The organism is Rhizobium sp. 768_B6_N1_8 (assembly GCF_051811225.1).
Lineage (GTDB): Bacteria > Pseudomonadota > Alphaproteobacteria > Rhizobiales > Rhizobiaceae > Rhizobium.
Map to the genome: position 1 here is coordinate 42,859 of NZ_JBPWPV010000002.1, position 17,161 is coordinate 60,019.

A 17,161-nucleotide genomic window follows, 5' to 3' on the forward strand; every position below is an offset into this window, starting at 1 on the left:
GTGCGCTCTCAATTGACGTCTTTGAGTGCCTCGCTTTTAAGTACATTCATGATTGCTTGTCTCAATTCAGCATAGGTTTTTGCAGTTGGATGAACCCCATCTGTTGTGGAGCCCGAGTTGGCAAGCCCATGGCCGTCTCCAGCCAAACTTACCGGCAAAGGCACGATTGACACGCCCGAAGTGGCGCTGATCTCGATTATTTTCTGATTCATTTGATTTATCATGTCGACATCGAAATATTTACTTCCCAATTCCTTTCCATTTTCAACGGGAAGAACGGGTATCAAATAAACGGCGCGGGCAAGCTTTTTTGACCTATCAATGATTTCCTTATAGCGGATTGTCCAGTTCTGCAGGTAGTCCGATCTACCCGCGCTGTCGGAGTTGACTAGACCGGAATAGGCGTCGTTGACGCCAATCCCAAGGACTATTGTATCGATCCTTCCTTTGTAAGGACCAAGTCCGTCAAGTACCACGAGTGTCGAATCGACACCCCCGCCTCCAATACCGGCATCAATTATTGGAATTGACGACGGTCCCGTGTAAAGCGCTTCAACAATGCTGTCGCCCAGCAGAACATTGAACGATGCGCTCAGCCCTGCAATCTGCGGAAGTTCAAGGCCGATAATGTTTGTTCGTACAAGGGCGTGTGATGACACAACCTGCGGAGAAGATGTCGGGTTGCTCTGGAGCGATTTGGTTCCAACAAACAAAGCTGAGAATACTAGCGCGCCGCAAAAAATTCCCGTGATAGCTGGATGTATCTTCATTAACTCGCCACTCTGGACATACGCGTGCTCCTCCTATAGCAGTTCCGTCCGACTGGGTAGGGTGGAAATCGAGGTACGCGCCCATAATGGTTGAAAGCGCTTGTGCAGCTTTCATGTGGCTGTTTTTTGCCGTATTCGCAGAAACAAGCCTCGACTAGTTGAAAGATTAAGGACTGCGAATGCAACAAATGAGCTGGGAAGAGTCGGTACAATGGCTGCGCGATCAGAAAGATCAGCAGGCAGTTGTGCGCGCCTGCTACTTCGACGATCCGCTGCAGGATGCGGCCGAGCGCTTTTGGGCAAGCACGGAGTGGAAGGCCATCGCCGCCCTTCTTCCGACGCCCGGCGGAAAGGCGCTAGACCTGGGCGCAGGCCGCGGCATCAGCAGTTATGCCATGGCGCGCGACGGCTGGGACGTGACGGCTCTCGAGCCCGACCCCAGCATGCTGGTCGGTGCCGGTGCCATTCATTCCCTCTCGGCCAGCAGCGGGCTGACCATCAAGGTTGCGGGCGACTATTCCGAGAAGCTGCCCTTTGCCGACAATACCTTCGATGTCGTCAACGCCCGCCAGGTACTCCATCACGCCCGCGATCTGCCGCAGACTTGTCGCGAAGTCTTCCGTGTCCTCAAGCCGGGCGGTGTGATGATCGCCACCCGCGAGCATGTTTTGAGCCACCGCGAAGATCTGCAAGCTTTCCTCGATGCGCATGCGCTCCATAAATTCTATGGCGGTGAAAATGCCTTCCTACTTCAGGAATACCTGTCGGCGATGACCGATGCCGGACTGCATCTCGATCAGGTGCTCGCTCCGCTGGATTCGCCGATCAATTACTTCCCGATGACGCCCGATCAATGCTTCGTCCATTGCACGCGGCCGGTCGCCGCCATGATCGGTCGGCCGCTAACCAATCTCATCTTCAGCAGCAGGCATTTCATTGGCCGGATGCTAATGAAGCGTTTGGTGGCCGCACTGAATGCGCGTGACCAGACGCCCGGCCGGCTTTACTCGTTCCTTGCGGTCAAGCCGATTGCTGCAAGCGGGCGCCGATGACTGTGGAGCCTGTAAGCAAACCCGCAAAGATCGTGCGAACCTATGAAGCGGTCGGCGACGTCCTGGGACCTGTCGGTTCCGTCGTCCTTGCTGCCCGTGAGCTCTCATGGTCGCGGCATGTGTTGTGGCACCTTTTCAAGCGAGATTTTGTCGCCGGCTTTCGTCAGAAGCTTCTTGGGTACCTCTGGATTGTGTTGGTCCCGTTGCTCGGCATTGCCAGCTTTGTGTTTATGCAGCTGACGGGCATCCTGAACCCCGGCAATATGGAAATACCCTACCCGATCTATGTATATCTCGGCACGACGATCTGGGGCGTCTTCATTTCCGCTCTATCGGTTGTCGCCAATGGACTGATTGCCAATACCGACCTCGTAATGCGCACAAATATCCCGAAGATCGGCCTTGCCGTCACCGGGCTTGCCTCGCTGTGCTATAATCTCCTCGTCAATCTCTTGGTGCTCATTCTGCTTCTACTAGTCTTCGGGCGGTTCCCGTCGGTCTGGGTCGTCCTCTATCCCCTGACGGTCTTACCGATCATGGCACTCGGAGTGGGAATTGGTCTGATGTTGTCAGTTGTCGGTGCCGTGGCGCGCGACGTAACAAGCATGTTCGTGACGCTGATCAACCTTGTCATGTATGTGACGCCGGTCGTTTACACGGCCGAGTTTGCTAATCCCGTTCTCCAGCAGGTTGTTTTCTGGAATCCGCTGACCTATCTGGTTGACGCGCCGCGCAGCATCGTCGTGCTCGGGACCGTACCGTCCTGGCTCGGCTATCTTGCAGCCTCGCTGTTTTCGGTCATCGTGCTGTGGATCGGCGTTCACGCCTTCTATTTGATCAAAGACAAGGTTACTGAGCGGCTATGAGTGCTTATAACTGGGCGATCCGCGCGGAGGGGGTTTCGAAAAAATTTGGCCTGACCCTGCGGCAATCCATGAAATATGGACTTCGCGATTCTGCCCGCAAGCTCGCGGGCCGTCCGAGCACGGCGGATGTCCTTCGGGAAGGCGAGTTCTGGGCCGTCAACGATGTCAGTTTCCAGCTGAACAGCGGCGAAGCGCTCGGCATCATGGGTGTCAACGGCTGCGGCAAGACCACATTGCTGCGCATCCTGAACGGCGTCTATGCACCTGACAAGGGGCGTATCCAGATCCGCGGCCGTGTCGGCGCGCTTATTGCCGCCGGAGCTGGCTTCGCGCCCATGCTAACCGGACGCGAGAACGTCTATGTCAACGGCGCGCTGCTTGGTCTGTCGACGCGAGAGATCGATGGGCTCATGGATGAGATCATTGCATTTTCCGAACTGGATCACTTCATCGACCTGCCCGTGCGTAACTATTCGAGTGGCATGTATGTCCGCCTCGGCTTTGCGATCGCGGCGCTCAGCCGTCCCGACGTGCTGCTGATGGACGAGGTGCTGGCAGTCGGCGACTTGAATTTCCAGAAGAAATGTTTCGATCATATTCTGCAACTAAAGCGCCAGGGAACGGCGATTATTCTGGTATCCCATTCGCCAGGGGCAATTTGGTCGGTTTGTGACAGGGGTCTTTTCATGAACCGCGGCTCAGTCTTGGTCGACGGTCCTGCGGAAGATGCCATACGGGCCTATGACGATCAAAACTCTCGAAACGCCTCGATCGCTTCGAGCCGCTTTGATCGCGCGGTTTCGGCTCACGACAAGAAGGCCTCCGAGGATGAGGACAAAGCGGAATATGGTCATACCAAAGGCGGCACCGGTGACGTTATTTGCACGTCGGTAGAGGTGATCGGTGAAAATGGTCGAAGGTTTGGTGGTGAATTTCGGTTTAAGGAAAGTATCGAAATCGTTGCCGATATCGAGATAAAAGAACCGCAAGAAAATCTTCTAATCCGTTATACAATAGATGCTGTCCATTATAGATTTATCGCTACGCTGGACAATTATGAGCAGGGTTTTGACTTACCAAAGGTCATGCCAGGCCATTATGTGTTGAGAGTTAGGGTTCCGGCGCCGAATTTTAGGCCAGGTGCCTACGTCGTCAATATAGGAATTACGCGTAAAGAGGTGGGCGCGCACCTGTTCTACTGGTTTGGCGCAGGAAGATTCGTGGTCTTGCACCCCAAGGACTTGTTTCTGTATGCCGATAACAATGCGGTGATGCATCTGGACAGCACGTTCGAACTCACGCCCGGTCTCCAGGCTTCGCCAATAGCTCCGACGCTACTGTGAATGGGGGCAGCTAGCATGAATACTTTTTTCAAAAAGACCGTGGACGAGTGCGGCGTATTCACGATGACGACGGAGGATGTTCGAAAGATCACTCCTCCGGAGCTTCCATTGAAGTTTCTTTCTGAGTTCATGGCGGATGGCCGAACCCCGGCGCGAGCTATGACGGACGAGGCGATGATCAAATTTCTGCCCGCTCTTCAAGGAACTGGTACGATACTGGAGCTTGGTGCGGGCAGCGACTATTACAAGAAATTCCTGCCGTCGGATCAGTCATATCTGACAAGCAATTTGGTTTCTGGCTTCGATATGGTTCTGGACATGACGAAGCTAGATCTGCCAGACGACTCTGTCGATGCGCTTGTCTCTGTGTTCGCCCTGGAGCATCTATTCGACTTTCAGGCTGCATTCGAAGAGCAATATCGTGTGCTGGCCCCAGGAGGTCGGTTTCTTTTGATCGTACCGTTCATGTACTATTATCATGCCGCTCCGGACGATTTTTTCAGGTTCTCATCCTCGGCGCTCGATAAGTTGCTCTCCCCCTTTCGCGTTCTATCGCGTCAACCTATCGGCGGACGCTGGCTGATTTTTGCCGAATTCCTTCACGAAAAGAAGGTGATGGGATCGAAACTAGGTTCTATTGCCCGTGTCGCATTACGATGCCTCGCTTTGCCTTTCCTTACAAAAGGGTTGAAGGAAAACGATCCAAGATATGCATTGGCGTTTGCCTATTTGTGCGAGAAGGAAAGAAGGAGTTGAGCGGGAGAGGTTTTCGACGCAGAGTTGCGACATTGCTTCGGCAATTGGCGGATAACATTTTTGTCGAGCCCGTGATAAGCGAGATTCACGGCAACCAGCCCTATTCGGCCGACGGTTGGGATCATATCCCGCAAGGCCACTATGATTATGTTCCGAAAGGAAAGTATGTCTATGGCCCGGTCGATCGATTCCTGCTGGTCCCGAAAAACCGCTATCGCGCGGTTTTGCTTCCAGACCAGACGCGTAGCGCTGACCTCGGGGTAGGCTGGCTGACGGAGGACAATTCGGCCGAAGGTTATGACCTGCTATGGGGCGACAACTCCAATCTCGCCGCTTTCAAGGCAGAAGGCAACCACGCGCGTGACAAGCTGACGATAGAGATCGTTGACCAAATCGAGGTATATTTGCCGGAAGGCGGAAGCGTCTGCGATATAGGCTGCGGTGTCGGCGACCTGCTGCGCGAGGTGCGCCACCGGAGGCCTACTCTTGCGGTTTTCGGCCTGGATTTTTCTGGAAAGGCTGTCGAGGGTGCGGCTCGGGCCATGCCCGACGGCGCATTCCAGCAGTTCGTCATCCACCAGACGCTGCCCTACGAGACGGCATCCTTCGATGTGGTTCTTTGCACTGATGTGCTAGAGCATCTTGAGTATCCGAAGCTCATTGCTGACGAACTCGTACGCATCTGCCGTCCGGGCGGCACGGTGGCGATCGTCGTGCCTGATGGAATGGGGGACCAGTTCCTCGGCCACAACTGGTTCTGGAGCGAGGAGAGCTTTGCCGTCATGCTTGCCGAGCTTGGTGCCAGGGTCTCGACGCTGCCTGTCACGAAAGAACTGATGGCGGTCATATCCCGCCCACATGAAACTGGGACACAGTGATGCTGACACGCATAGTCAACCGTCTCGAGCGCCGCAGGCGCGAGAAGTTCGAAGCTTGGATGAAGGCGCGCTCGCGGTTCTCCAAGGCCGCCGGCGCTGATGATGTGCGCTGGCTGCTTCCGATTGTCAAGGAACTGGTGAGGTCGAGCGGGATAGAGGACAATGCGGAACTGCGTCACTCGGCGCAGGAGCTTCTGTTGACGCAGTTACCGAAAGAGGCCTGGGTACTGGCTCCGGGACTTGAGAAACGCGCCGAACCGGTGCGTAGCACCTGGACGTACCAGAACGAAGTGATGAAGTGGGACATCGCCGAAACCGATCTGGTACTGGACGTTGGATCGGGTGGCTATCCATTTAAGCGCGCCAATCATCTCGCCGACAAGTTCCCCGAGGAAACGACGCATCGCGTCGAACCCATGGTTCTCGACGGCCGTACGTTTTTCGAGGTCGATATCGAGAAGCTGCCCTTCGAGGATGGTGCCTACGACTTCGTATTCTGCTCGCATGTGATGGAGCACCTCGACAATCCCGGCCGGGCAATGCGCGAACTGTCACGCGTCGGCAAGCGGGGCTACCTGGAAGTGCCCACGCGTCTTTCGGATGTGATGTTCAATTTCACCCGGCTGCAGAACCATCATCGCTGGCACAGCATTAGGCTTGGAAATACGCTATGCCTGATAGAATGGAACGAAAGCGAGCGCCGTGAACTCGGAAACGAATTCTTCGAAGCGCTTCAAAGCGCTTATACCAATCCGTTCCAGGACTTTTTCGAGCGCAACCGCGACCTGTTCTTCACCTCTTTCCCCTGGGAGGGCCAGATCGACTTCCTGGTTATCGGCAAGAATGGCGAAATTCTTGATTCTTCCTCCGGTCTTGGCACGTGAAGATGAATGCCGGGGCGGAGATTGGCGCTGCGACAGAGGCGGCCGGGTCTGGCCGTCAGACCGTGCATGTGGTCATTCCGGTATTCAACAGGCTGCATTTCACTCGCGCCTGCATCGCTTACCTCCAGGCCCAGACGTGGAAGCCGATCAATATCATCGTTTCGGATGGTGGCTCGACGGATGGAAGTGTCGCAACCATTCGCACAGAATTTCCTGACGTAACGGTGTTGACAACGGACAAGGAGCTCTGGTGGTCGGGGTCGATGGCACTGGGCATAAACCATGTTCTCTCGCTTGGAGGTCGACCGGACGATTTCGTCCTGATGATGAACAACGACACGATTCTGGTTCCCGACTACGTCGAAACGCTGGTCAAGGCGTCGCTCGAGCATGATGCGGCGGTCGGCGGGCTGATCGTCGACAGCCGCGACCATGCGCAGATTCTCGATGGCGGCGAATATGTCGACTGGGAGCACTATACTTTCCCGGTCAGGCAGCATGCCGATCCCGGCGAGATCTATCGTGACGACGTGGATGTGCTTCCGGGTCGGGGCAGCATCATCCCGCTGCGCATGATCCGCGCCGCGGGGAATGTCGATGCCGAGATGCTGCCGCATTACCTCGCCGACTATGAGTTCTTCTGCCGGTTGAAAAGCCACGGCTTCAAACTGGGCGTGACCTATGAAACCCGCATCATGGCGCATATCGAGGAAACTGGCATCGTGCCGACGCAGGGGCGCCGCACTTTTCGCTCCATCTGGAACGAGTTGTTCTCGCGCCGGTCCATGAGCAACGTGCGTGACCATTGGCGCTTCATCGGCCGTCATGCGCCGGCTGCCTACCGCAATCGCAACCGCATGCGTCTGATCAAGCGCGTCGTCATCGATCTGACCTTGCGCACGGGGGCAAGGCCTCTCTTTTTGCCGATCTTCTGGCTCACTTCTCTGCCCGGACGCACCATCGCGTATGTCCGCAACCAGCGTCGGATGTTTCGGGAGTTCTGGAAGGCGATCGGAACCGACGGTGCCGATGTGCTGTGCCGTCCTGAGATATTTCCAGGCGTGATCCGCCTGCCGTTGTTCCTGGTGGCCGCCACCGGGCCGGTGCAGGAAGCGGACGTGCAATCCGTCGGCCTGGATGTGGCGACGCTGCGGAAGCGCGGTCTTCTCCGCACGCTGCAGAGTGAGGCATGGTTCGGGCTGACGACGCTCGACTTTTCTAACCTCCCCGATCGCGCCCAGCTGGAGCGTCTGCGCCGGCTCGCCTGGAACCCGATACCGAAAATTGGCAGGAAACGGGCCTGGCGCCGGTCGATGCGGGAGCTACACAGATTGTGAACGGACCAGAGCGCACACTTCGCATCGGAATAGAGCTGATCAGTGATCCGACCTGGATGGGCGGCGTGCTGTATCTACAAAACCTCGCCATCTGCCTTTCGCGGCTGCCGGCCAATGAGCGCCCGCATGTCGAGCTCCTCGGGGCGCCGGATGTGGTCGGCAAGTTCCTTGCCGAAAATCATCTGGCGGGTCCTCTGGGTGGCAAGACAGACCTGCTGAAGCGGATTGCGCGAAAGATCGGCCTTAAGATTGCCGAGCCGCCGATCGATATTGTCTATCCGGGCTTCGGGCGCGAGGTGGAAGGCGCGGTGACCATGCGCTGGATCCCGGATTTTCAGCACCGCTACCTTCCCCATCTGTTTTCGGCAGACGAGATCGCCGCGCGCGACCGTTCCATCGCGGAATTGGCGGCAAAGCCCGGTGTGATCGTTGTCAGCAGCGAGGTTGCCGCTGTCGATTTTCGCTCCTTCTATCCCGGTCAGCCCGCGACGCCGCGCGTCTGGCATTTCTGTTCGCTGCTGGAGACCTCAGGGGCGGCTGACGATTCGATAGTCGGGAAGTTCGGACTGCCGCCAAAATTCCTTTATCTGCCCAACCAGTTCTGGGCGCACAAGAACCATATCGTAGTGCTGAAGGCGCTCACAATGCTTAAGCGCGATTATGGTCTTACCATCCCACTTGTTTGCACAGGGGCGCAGTCTGACAGGCGCAACGAAAGCCATTTTGCCGGGCTTCTCGCCTTTATCGAGGAGAAAGGTCTCCGGGATCAGGTCAAACTTCTGGGCCTCATCGACCGTCTTGCGCAGGTGGAAATCTTCCGGCGCGCCGCGGCGATCGTCCAGCCGTCACTGTTCGAGGGCTGGAGCACGGTGGTCGAGGATACGCGCGCCATAGGTCGCCCGATCTTCCTGTCGGACCTTCCGGTCCACCGTGAGCAGGATCCTGCCCGCTGCACCTATTTCGATCCTCACGAGCCCTCCGATCTGGCTGCAAAGCTCGCCGCCGCCTGGGCCGGGCTTGCACCTGGGCCGGACCGGGCATCGGAACTGGTGGCGCGGGGCGAGATGGAAGGCCGCATCCTGGATGCCGGCCGGGTTTTCCATGACATCGCCCGGCAGGCGATGGGATAGGCCGTGCATGAGGTTGAAGCTACGGATCGAGTTTTTGGAAGACGCGCAGTGGCTTGGCGGATCGATTTATATCGACAATCTCCTTGCTGCGCTGTCCTCGATGCCTGTCGGAGATCGACCTGATGCGCGACTGGTATTCCTATCATCGGGCGAAACCGCGCTCGCTCGGCGAATGCTTAACTATCCTGTGCTGGCGCGTCAGAAAGCCGGACGCTGGTCAGTCGGATTGATGGCCCACGCGCGGCGCCTTCACCGGGCGATCCTTCGCCGGGCGCCCGCCCTCGGCGCATCCTGGCCGGCGGCCCGTGACACCGTCTATTTCCCGGCATTCGATGCCTCGCAGCGCTGGCGCACCAATCTCTACTGGGTGCCCGACTTCCAAATATTTCATTTCCCCGAGCTTTTTTCGCCGGAGGAACTGGCGACCCGCACCCGCAGCATCGGCGAGATCGCGGCCACAAAGGGTGTCCTGCTCCTGTCGAGCCATGCCGCGCTCGCCGATTTCCGCCGGTTCTTTCCCGATGCGACGGTCGTGCCGCGTGTCTGGTCGTTCTGCAGCAGCATCGACGCCGGTGAGGTGGGCGACGGCAAGCAGATACTTGAATCCTACGGTCTGCCGGAACGCTTCGTCTATGTTGCCAACCATTTCTGGAAGCACAAGGATCACGAGACGGCCTTCAGGGCATTGAAAATCCTGAAGGATCGCAACGTGATCGTCAGAATGGTCTGCACCGGCCTGCAATCGGATCGCCGCGATCCCGGCTATTACGACAGGCTCGTCCAGAGCCTCGCCGATTGGGGAATCGCCGATCAGGTGACGATCCTGGGGCTCGTGCCTCGGGACCATCAGATCGAACTTTTTCGTGCAGCAAGCCTCGTGCTTCAACCCTCCCTGTTTGAGGGGTGGAGCACCGTGATAGAAGATGCTAAGGCCCTGGGTAGACCCATCCTGGCATCCGACATCGCGGTTCACAAGGAACAGTTGAACGATCTCGAGCAGTGTCATCTGTTCAGGGTGGCGGATGCGAACGATATGGCTGAACGGATCGAGCAGGTATTACCAGGATTGGCGGCCGGGCCCTGTGTCGAGACGGAACGCGCGGCAGCCGATAGGCGCAATGCTGCGAGGGTGGCATCCGCGCATGCGTTTGTCGCCATTGTAAACGAAGCGGCCGGCCGTGCGCCGAAAGCGGGATAGAGGAATAGGAAGGCGAGCATGTGCGGCATTAGCGGTATGATTTCAAACTTGGCTCTGACAAAGGCGGACATAGCCGGCGTCGGCCGGATGAACGCGCTGCTGGAGCATCGCGGTCCCGATTCGGAGGGCATGTTCAACGACACAAATGTGATGCTCGCCATGCGTCGCCTGTCGATCATCGATCTCGCCGGCGGACGCCAGCCGCTTTTCAACGAGACGCGCGACATCGTCATCATTTGCAATGGCGAGATCTACAATCACGATGCCTTGCGCGAGGAACTGCGCGCGCTCGGGCACCAGTTCTCCTGCCTGAGCGATGTCGAGACGATCATCCATGCCTACGAGGAATACGGCGTCGATTGCCTCGCCAAGCTGCGCGGCATGTTCGCCTTTGCGCTCTGGGACAAGCGTAACGGGACACTGCTCCTGGCCCGCGACAGGATGGGGGAAAAACCCCTTTATCTGCATCGCGGCGATGCCGGGCGGATCTGGTTCTCCAGCGAAATCCGAAGTGTTTCCTCCGTGATGCCTAAGCCGCTGAAGCTGACACCGGAGGCCTTCAACATGTTCCTGACGTTCCAGTACGTCCCGGAGCCGCTGACCCCGCTCCAGGGTCTCGAACTGTTGCCAGCTGGCCACTATCTGCTGCTGAAGCCCGGCGCGCTCGATGCAGCGCCGCAATCCTACTGGGATCTGTCCGAGGTCCGCGAAGATGCCGGCAAGCCGGTCGCGGTTACCGAGGAAATTCTTGACAATGCCTGCCGTCTGATGGGCACGGCGGATGTTCCCGTCGCCGTCGCGCTCTCTGGTGGCATCGATTCCAGCCTGGTCGCAGCGCTGACGGCGAGGCATTTTCCGGGCCAGTTGCACGCGTTCACGATCGGCTACAAAGGCCGGCCCGAGACGGATGAGCGTGGTTTTGCCGAGACCCTTGCGAAGGATCTCGGCATCGGCTTCACGGAAGTGGAGTTGGACACGGACCAGGTGATTGACGGCTTCCCGGCATTGGTCGACGTCATGGATACGCCGATTGGCGATATAGCCGCCTTCGGCTACTACTCCGTTGCCAAGGCCTCCCGCGAGGCCGGATATCCAGTCCTGATGTCCGGCATGGGTGGCGACGAATTCTTCTGGGGCTACGAATGGGTGCGCGAAGCCATGTCGCGCAACGAGACACTGCTGGCCGGCAAGAAGGTGAAACTGCCGTGGTGGAAACGGCTTATGGGGCATAAGCCGCCCGAAAAGCCGGATTTCTTCGGGGTCCACCCCGATCTGCGCAACGGCGACGCCTGGTCGCGCAAGCTCATGCCGGAAAAGGCGCTTGAACATCTGCCGGAGGGCTACTGGCTGAAGGAGGCCGCGCTCGATCTCTCGCGGCCCCTGCATCTGGCAATCTCGAACCTTTTGAACCGCACCTGGCTGCGGTCGAACTGCCTGGCCCTGTTCGATCGCATGAGCATGGCGCATTCGGTGGAGGGCCGGTTGCCGCTTCTGGATGTCGAGCTCGTAGACCGGGTGACGGGTATGCGTAACAGCGGCCTCGTCGACTGGCACAAGCCGCACAAGTGGCTCTTGGTCGAAGCCCTGCACGACGCTTTGCCGGCCGATGTCCTGTCTCGCAAGAAGCAGGGTTTCACGCCGCCTGTGCGCGATTGGATGCACGGCATCGTGACCCACTTCCTGCCGCTCGTCGAAAACGGTGCATTGGTGCGCCAAGGCCTGATCGCGCCTGAGAAGTCCCGGGACCTATCCGCCTACAACCTGCCTTTCCTCTACAAGCTCGTACTGCTTGAATGCTGGACGCGTTTGCACATAGAAGGAAAACCTGTAGGCGAGTTGAGTCGCAAAGCCGCCTGAATTTGACTGGGAGGGTCGCGTCCGCCTTTCCCGGCAAGCAGCGCAAGAGGGAATATCGGCCGCGGTGGGCGGCTCCCGGAAGGATCGTTGAGTGCGCAGAGTGACTGATATCGCGTTGGTAACGGGTGCCTACGGCTCGATCGGCCGGAATGTGGCTATTGCCCTTGCGCAGAAGGGTTGGACCGTTCATGGCATCGGTCACGGCAGTTGGGGCGTCGAGGAACAGCGCTCCTGGGGCATCGAGCGCTGGGCCGAAAACGATGTCTCTCTTGCAGAGCTGCGCTCTCTGGAAATCCGGCCGGACCTCATCGTTCATTGCGCAGGCAGCGGTTCCGTGGGTGCTTCGATCAGCGACCCGCATCTGGATTTTCGCAGAACCGTATCAGCTACGGCCGACCTGCTAGAATTCGTGCGCCGCGAATGCCCGCAAGCGACTCTGGTCTATCCGTCGAGCGCCGCGGTCTATGGGATCGCCGAGCAGTTTCCAATACGGGAGGATGCGCCCCTTCGTCCTGCTTCCCCATACGGCGCACACAAGCGTTTGGCCGAGGAACTGGTTCGCGACCACGCACGGCTTTTCAACCTCAACGCAGCTGTGGTGCGCCTGTTCTCGATCTACGGTGAGGGTTTCCGCAAGCAACTGCTCTGGGATGCCTGTCGCCGCATCTGTGCCGACGAAACTGAGTTTTTTGGCACGGGACTCGAAACACGCGACTGGCTGCATGTTTCCGACGCAGCGGAACTCATGATCTGTGCAGCAGATAACGCCGGCCCGCATTGCCCGGTGGCAAACGGCGGGTCTGGTGTTGCTGTCACCGTCGCCGATGTCGTCGGCGAGCTCTTCGAACTTATGGTCAAAAACGACCGCCCGGTGTTTTGTGGCACCGAGCGGCATGGCGATCCGCGCGACTATCAGGCCGACATATCCCGAGCAGTGGCTTGGGGCTGGCGACCCTCCGTTGACTGGCGGGCTGGATTGGCGCGCTATGCCGCGTGGTTCCGCAAGGAGAGTGGTCTGGTATGAGGGCGACCCTATCTGCGCTCGGCCTCGGTACAACGCTGAGGCGCATGGCGGGGCTGCGTCTCGGTCTGTTTCATCAGTATCCCCCGCGTCCGCTCAGTATATCGACGATCGCGCAGTCCGGCGACGATCGCAATCTCCCGCAGATCAGTCTCGTAACGCCGTCCTTCAACCAAGCCCGCTTCGTCAGCATGACGATCGAAAGCGTCCTGTCGCAAAATTACCCAGCTTTGCAGTATATCCTACAGGATGCAGTATCTTCCGACGGCTCGCAGGCAATACTTGAGAATTATCTCGGTCGCGGTGTTGACATCATTGTGGAAGCCGATAAGGGACAGACAAATGCGCTGAACCGTGGTTTTGCCCGTAGCTGTGGCGAGATCATGGCCTATCTGAATTCCGACGATATGCTGCTACCCGGGACGCTTCATCTGGTTGGTCGCTACTTTCGCGACAATCCATCGGTCGAGGTGATTTATGGAAATCGTCTCATCGTTGATGAGCAGGGAAACGAAATAGGTCGCTGGATATTGCCGGGGCACGACGAAGAGGTCTTGCGGTTTATCGATTATGTGCCTCAGGAGACGATGTTCTGGCGGCGTAATCTATGGGATAGGGCGGGAGCCGGTTTCGACGAGCATTTCCATTTCGCGATGGACTGGGATCTGATCCTGCGTTTCATGCGAGCAGGGGCGGTGTTCAATCATGTGCCCGGGCTGTTCGGATTGTTCCGCGTTCATGGCGATCAGAAATCCCAAAAGGAGTTTCGCCAGCGGGGCGCGCGCGAGATGGCGGAACTCCGTCATTCCCACGCTGATGGCAGGATGAATACGACGCAGCGTATCATGTGCCATATCGCGTATCTCTTGAAACACAAGCGTGCCGATGATGCTTACAGGTCGCTTTACGGAAGAATGGATAGGACATGAAAAAGGCGCTGATCACAGGTGTAACGGGGCAGGACGGCTCATATCTGGCGGAGCTCCTTCTGGAGAAGGGGTACGAGGTTCACGGCCTGAAAAGGCGCGCGTCGCTCTTCAACACCGACCGCATCGACCATCTGTATCAGGATCCACACGAAACCGGCCGCCGCTTCATCCTCCACTACGGTGACATGACGGATTCTTCCAGCCTGACACGCATCATCCAACAGGTCCAGCCGGACGAGATCTACAATCTTGCGGCCCAGTCGCACGTCGCTGTCTCCTTTGAGGAGCCGGAATATACCGCCAATTCCGACGCTCTGGGCGCCCTTCGCATTCTCGAGGCGATGCGTATTGTCGGTATCGAAAAGACCTGCCGCTTCTATCAGGCCTCGACCTCTGAGCTCTACGGACTGGTGCAGGAAACCCCGCAGCGCGAAACCACGCCGTTCTACCCGCGTTCGCCCTATGCCGTTGCCAAGCTTTACGCCTACTGGATTACCGTCAATTACCGCGAAGCCTACGGCATGTATGCGTGCAACGGCATCCTGTTCAACCACGAGAGCCCGGTGCGCGGCGAGACCTTTGTAACGCGCAAGATCACGCGCGCGATCGCCCGCATCAAGCTCGGCTTGCAGGATTGCCTGTTCCTCGGAAACATGGATGCCAAGCGCGATTGGGGCCATGCCAAGGACTATGTAGAGATGCAGTGGCTGATGCTGCAGCAGGAGAAAGCCGAGGACTTTGTAATCGCGACCGGCATCCAGTACAGCGTCCGCGAATTCGTCGATGCCGCCGCGCGCGAGGTGGGCATCGAGATCACCTGGAAGGGCGAAGGCGTCGACGAGAAGGGTTATGATCCCGCTGGCAAATGCATTGTCGCCGTCGATCCGCGCTATTTTCGCCCCACCGAAGTCGAAACCCTTCTCGGCGACGCCACGAAGGCGAAGGAAAAACTCGGATGGACGCCCAAAATCACCTTCCAGGAACTTGTGCGGGAAATGATGCGTGAAGACCTTAAGTCGGCTGAGCGCGACGAACTGGTCAAGCGCCACGGCTTCTCAGCCTATGACTATCACGAGTGAGCCGATGGACAAGCTGGCGAAGATCTATGTTGCCGGGCATCGCGGCATGGTCGGATCGGCGATCGTACGGCGGTTGCAGGGCAACGGCTACGGCAATATCGTCACCCGCACCCACTCGGAACTCGACTTGACCAACCAGCAAGCGGTCACCGCATTTCTCGCAGAGGAGAAGCCCGATTTCATTTTCATGGCTGCCGCCAAGGTCGGGGGCATCCATGCCAACAATACTTTCCGTGCCGATTTTCTCTATGCGAACCTTCTGATCGAAGCCAACATGACCCACGCGGCTTGGCAGGCCGGCGTGCGCCGCATGTTGTTTCTCGGCTCCAGCTGCATCTATCCGCGAGATTGCCCTCAGCCGATCCGCGAGGACTACCTGCTGACAGGTTTGCTGGAACAGACCAATGAGCCCTATGCAATTGCCAAGATTGCCGGTATCAAGCTGTGCGAGAATTACAACCGCCAGTATGGGACGCAATATGTCTCCGCCATGCCGACTAACCTCTATGGTCCAAACGACAATTACGATCTGAACAATAGCCATGTGCTGCCTGCGCTGATCCGCAAGGCGCACGAGGCTAAGGTTCGAGGCGATCGCGAACTGGTCGTCTGGGGTTCGGGCAAGCCCATGCGCGAGTTCCTCTATGTCGATGACATGGCGGATGCCAGCGTGTTCCTTATGGAAAGCGGCATTACCGAGGGACTTTACAATATCGGCACCGGTACCGACGTGACTATTCGCGAACTGGCGGAGACGGTTATGCAGGTCGTGGGCTTTTCCGGAGATATTGTTTTCGATCAGACGAAGCCAGATGGCACGCCGCGCAAACTCCTAAATGTTGATCGCATGAAGAACCTCGGTTGGCAGGCAAGCACGTCTCTAGTAGATGGCATAGTCAAGGCCTACGCGGCTTTTCAAGGGCGAGTGGGGGGTAAGCTATGAGCGCACCCTTGGTGACGATCGCTGTTCCGTCCTTCAATCAGGGCCGATACCTCGATCAGGCACTACAGTCCATCTTTGAGCAGGATGTGCCGGTCGAGGTCTTCGTCATGGATGGAGGGTCCACGGACGGTTCGCTTGACATCATCCGTCGATGGGAACATCGGCTGGCCGGTTGGAGAAGCCATCGCGACAATGGGCAGGCGGCTGCCATTAATGAGGGCATTGCGTGCGGCAGCGCACCATACGTGGCTTGGCTGAACAGCGACGATTGGTATCTAAAAGGCGGGCTGGCGCACCTTTGCCGCGCGCTTTCGGACGAGGCTCAAAATGCGCCGATGGCCTATGGCCTCGCGTTGAACGTTGTCGAGAAGAGCGGACGACGTTATCCGGTGTGGGTGGAACCGTTTAGCGAGCGCAGGCTGGCGCTGCGCTGCATCATCTCTCAGCCCGCGACGCTCATCCGCCGCTCGGCCTGGGAAGCTGTCGGCGGTGCCGATCCGGACCTGCATATGGTCATGGATTACGACCTCTGGTGGCGTCTTTTCAAGGCACGCGGCGCGCTTTATTTTGTGCAGCAAGATGTCGCTGTCAACCGGGAGCATGAAACGACTAAGACCAACACCCTGCGCCGTCGGCATTACAGCGAGGCGATCCGCACAGTCCGGAAGCATCACGGCAGCGTGCCGATCAAGTGGTGGCTGATGCAGCCGTATGCCGTCTGGTACAAGGCCCTGATGGGTTAGATCCGATCCTCGGAAAGCGTTAACCGCATCCTTGGTCAGCGTCAGCTTAGGGTCCTGTAAAGATCGACATATTTGGCAACCATGCGCGCTGCCGTGAAATTTTCTATATAGCGATGGAATGCTGCAGCTCCATAGCGCTGCGTAAGTTCGGTATCGTTCGCCAAATCGTTCATTGCCTTCGTCAGTTGCCGGGTGTCATCCGGCGCAACGACGATTCCGGTGACACAATTGAGATGACCTGCTTCGCTGGTTCGTATCTCGCAGCTGAGAATCGGCTTTCCGAACCTTTCCGCCTTCGCCAGCGACAGACCGAAAGCCTCCGATCGGAGACGCGAGGGGAAAACCAATCCAATGCAGAGTTCGAATAGCCGCCTT

At 57.9% G+C, this 17,161-nt stretch carries 17 protein-coding genes; 15 read left to right on the forward strand and 2 right to left on the reverse strand.

Going from position 1 to position 17,161, the window contains the following annotated elements; all coding sequences use genetic code 11:
- Positions 1-8: 8 nt before the first annotated feature.
- Positions 9-770, reverse strand: coding sequence for an SGNH/GDSL hydrolase family protein (locus tag AB8B33_RS24485; RefSeq protein WP_439017335.1), 762 nt, complete (start codon positions 768-770; stop codon positions 9-11).
- Between the two features lie 179 nt (positions 771-949).
- On the opposite strand from AB8B33_RS24485, the gene AB8B33_RS24490 reads away from it, so the two are divergent.
- From AB8B33_RS24490 to AB8B33_RS24560, 15 genes are all read left to right on the forward strand, one after another.
- Entirely contained in the window at positions 950-1,822 is an 873-nt protein-coding gene (locus AB8B33_RS24490; protein ID WP_439017336.1) for a class I SAM-dependent methyltransferase, read from the forward strand.
- Positions 1,819-2,688 (forward strand): ABC transporter permease, encoded by an 870-nt coding sequence (locus AB8B33_RS24495; protein WP_439017337.1) that lies wholly within the window; start codon positions 1,819-1,821, stop codon positions 2,686-2,688. Before AB8B33_RS24490 ends, AB8B33_RS24495 begins: the two co-directional genes overlap by 4 nt.
- Positions 2,685-4,031, forward strand: a complete 1,347-nt coding sequence (locus AB8B33_RS24500) for an ABC transporter ATP-binding protein (RefSeq protein ID WP_439017338.1) — start codon at positions 2,685-2,687, stop codon at positions 4,029-4,031. The genes AB8B33_RS24495 and AB8B33_RS24500 overlap by 4 nt, the downstream gene beginning before the upstream one ends.
- 15 nt (positions 4,032-4,046) lie before the next feature.
- Complete coding sequence (locus AB8B33_RS24505) at positions 4,047-4,787, forward strand: methyltransferase domain-containing protein (protein WP_439017339.1); 741 nt, start codon at positions 4,047-4,049, stop codon at positions 4,785-4,787.
- A 71-nt stretch (positions 4,788-4,858) separates the two neighbouring features.
- Complete coding sequence (locus AB8B33_RS24510) at positions 4,859-5,665, forward strand: class I SAM-dependent methyltransferase (RefSeq protein WP_439017340.1); 807 nt, start codon at positions 4,859-4,861, stop codon at positions 5,663-5,665.
- Positions 5,665-6,549, forward strand: coding sequence for a class I SAM-dependent methyltransferase (locus AB8B33_RS24515; protein ID WP_439017341.1), 885 nt, complete (start codon positions 5,665-5,667; stop codon positions 6,547-6,549). Before AB8B33_RS24510 ends, AB8B33_RS24515 begins: the two co-directional genes overlap by 1 nt.
- A 2-nt stretch (positions 6,550-6,551) precedes the next feature.
- Positions 6,552-7,886 carry a glycosyltransferase family 2 protein gene (locus AB8B33_RS24520; RefSeq protein ID WP_439018840.1) on the forward strand — a complete coding sequence of 445 codons (1,335 nt, stop codon included), beginning with the start codon at positions 6,552-6,554 and terminating at the stop codon, positions 7,884-7,886.
- Positions 7,883-9,016, forward strand: a complete 1,134-nt coding sequence (locus tag AB8B33_RS24525) for a glycosyltransferase (protein WP_439017342.1) — start codon at positions 7,883-7,885, stop codon at positions 9,014-9,016. Before AB8B33_RS24520 ends, AB8B33_RS24525 begins: the two co-directional genes overlap by 4 nt.
- Before the next feature lie 7 nt (positions 9,017-9,023).
- A complete protein-coding gene (locus AB8B33_RS24530; protein WP_439017343.1) occupies positions 9,024-10,214 on the forward strand; it encodes a glycosyltransferase in 1,191 nt (396 codons plus the stop codon).
- Positions 10,215-10,232: 18 nt separating this feature from the next.
- Complete coding sequence (gene asnB / locus AB8B33_RS24535) at positions 10,233-12,071, forward strand: asparagine synthase (glutamine-hydrolyzing) (RefSeq protein ID WP_439017344.1); 1,839 nt, start codon at positions 10,233-10,235, stop codon at positions 12,069-12,071.
- A 91-nt stretch (positions 12,072-12,162) separates the two neighbouring features.
- Entirely contained in the window at positions 12,163-13,095 is a 933-nt protein-coding gene (locus tag AB8B33_RS24540) for an NAD-dependent epimerase/dehydratase family protein (protein ID WP_439017345.1), read from the forward strand.
- A gap of 44 nt (positions 13,096-13,139) precedes the next feature.
- Positions 13,140-14,021: a glycosyltransferase family 2 protein gene (locus AB8B33_RS24545; protein WP_439017346.1), complete on the forward strand. Its 882-nt coding sequence runs from the start codon at positions 13,140-13,142 to the stop codon at positions 14,019-14,021.
- Complete coding sequence (gene gmd, locus AB8B33_RS24550; RefSeq protein WP_439017347.1) at positions 14,018-15,100, forward strand: GDP-mannose 4,6-dehydratase; 1,083 nt, start codon at positions 14,018-14,020, stop codon at positions 15,098-15,100. The genes AB8B33_RS24545 and gmd overlap by 4 nt, the downstream gene beginning before the upstream one ends.
- A 4-nt stretch (positions 15,101-15,104) precedes the next feature.
- Positions 15,105-16,043: a GDP-L-fucose synthase family protein gene (locus AB8B33_RS24555; RefSeq protein WP_439017348.1), complete on the forward strand. Its 939-nt coding sequence runs from the start codon at positions 15,105-15,107 to the stop codon at positions 16,041-16,043.
- An 11-nt stretch (positions 16,044-16,054) separates the two neighbouring features.
- A complete protein-coding gene (locus AB8B33_RS24560) occupies positions 16,055-16,786 on the forward strand; it encodes a glycosyltransferase family 2 protein (protein WP_439018841.1) in 732 nt (243 codons plus the stop codon).
- A gap of 41 nt (positions 16,787-16,827) precedes the next feature.
- Here the strand turns inward: AB8B33_RS24560 and AB8B33_RS24565 are convergent, their stop codons facing one another.
- Positions 16,828-17,133, reverse strand: a complete 306-nt coding sequence (locus tag AB8B33_RS24565; protein ID WP_439017349.1) for a glycosyltransferase — start codon at positions 17,131-17,133, stop codon at positions 16,828-16,830.
- Between the last annotated feature and the right edge of the window lie 28 nt (positions 17,134-17,161).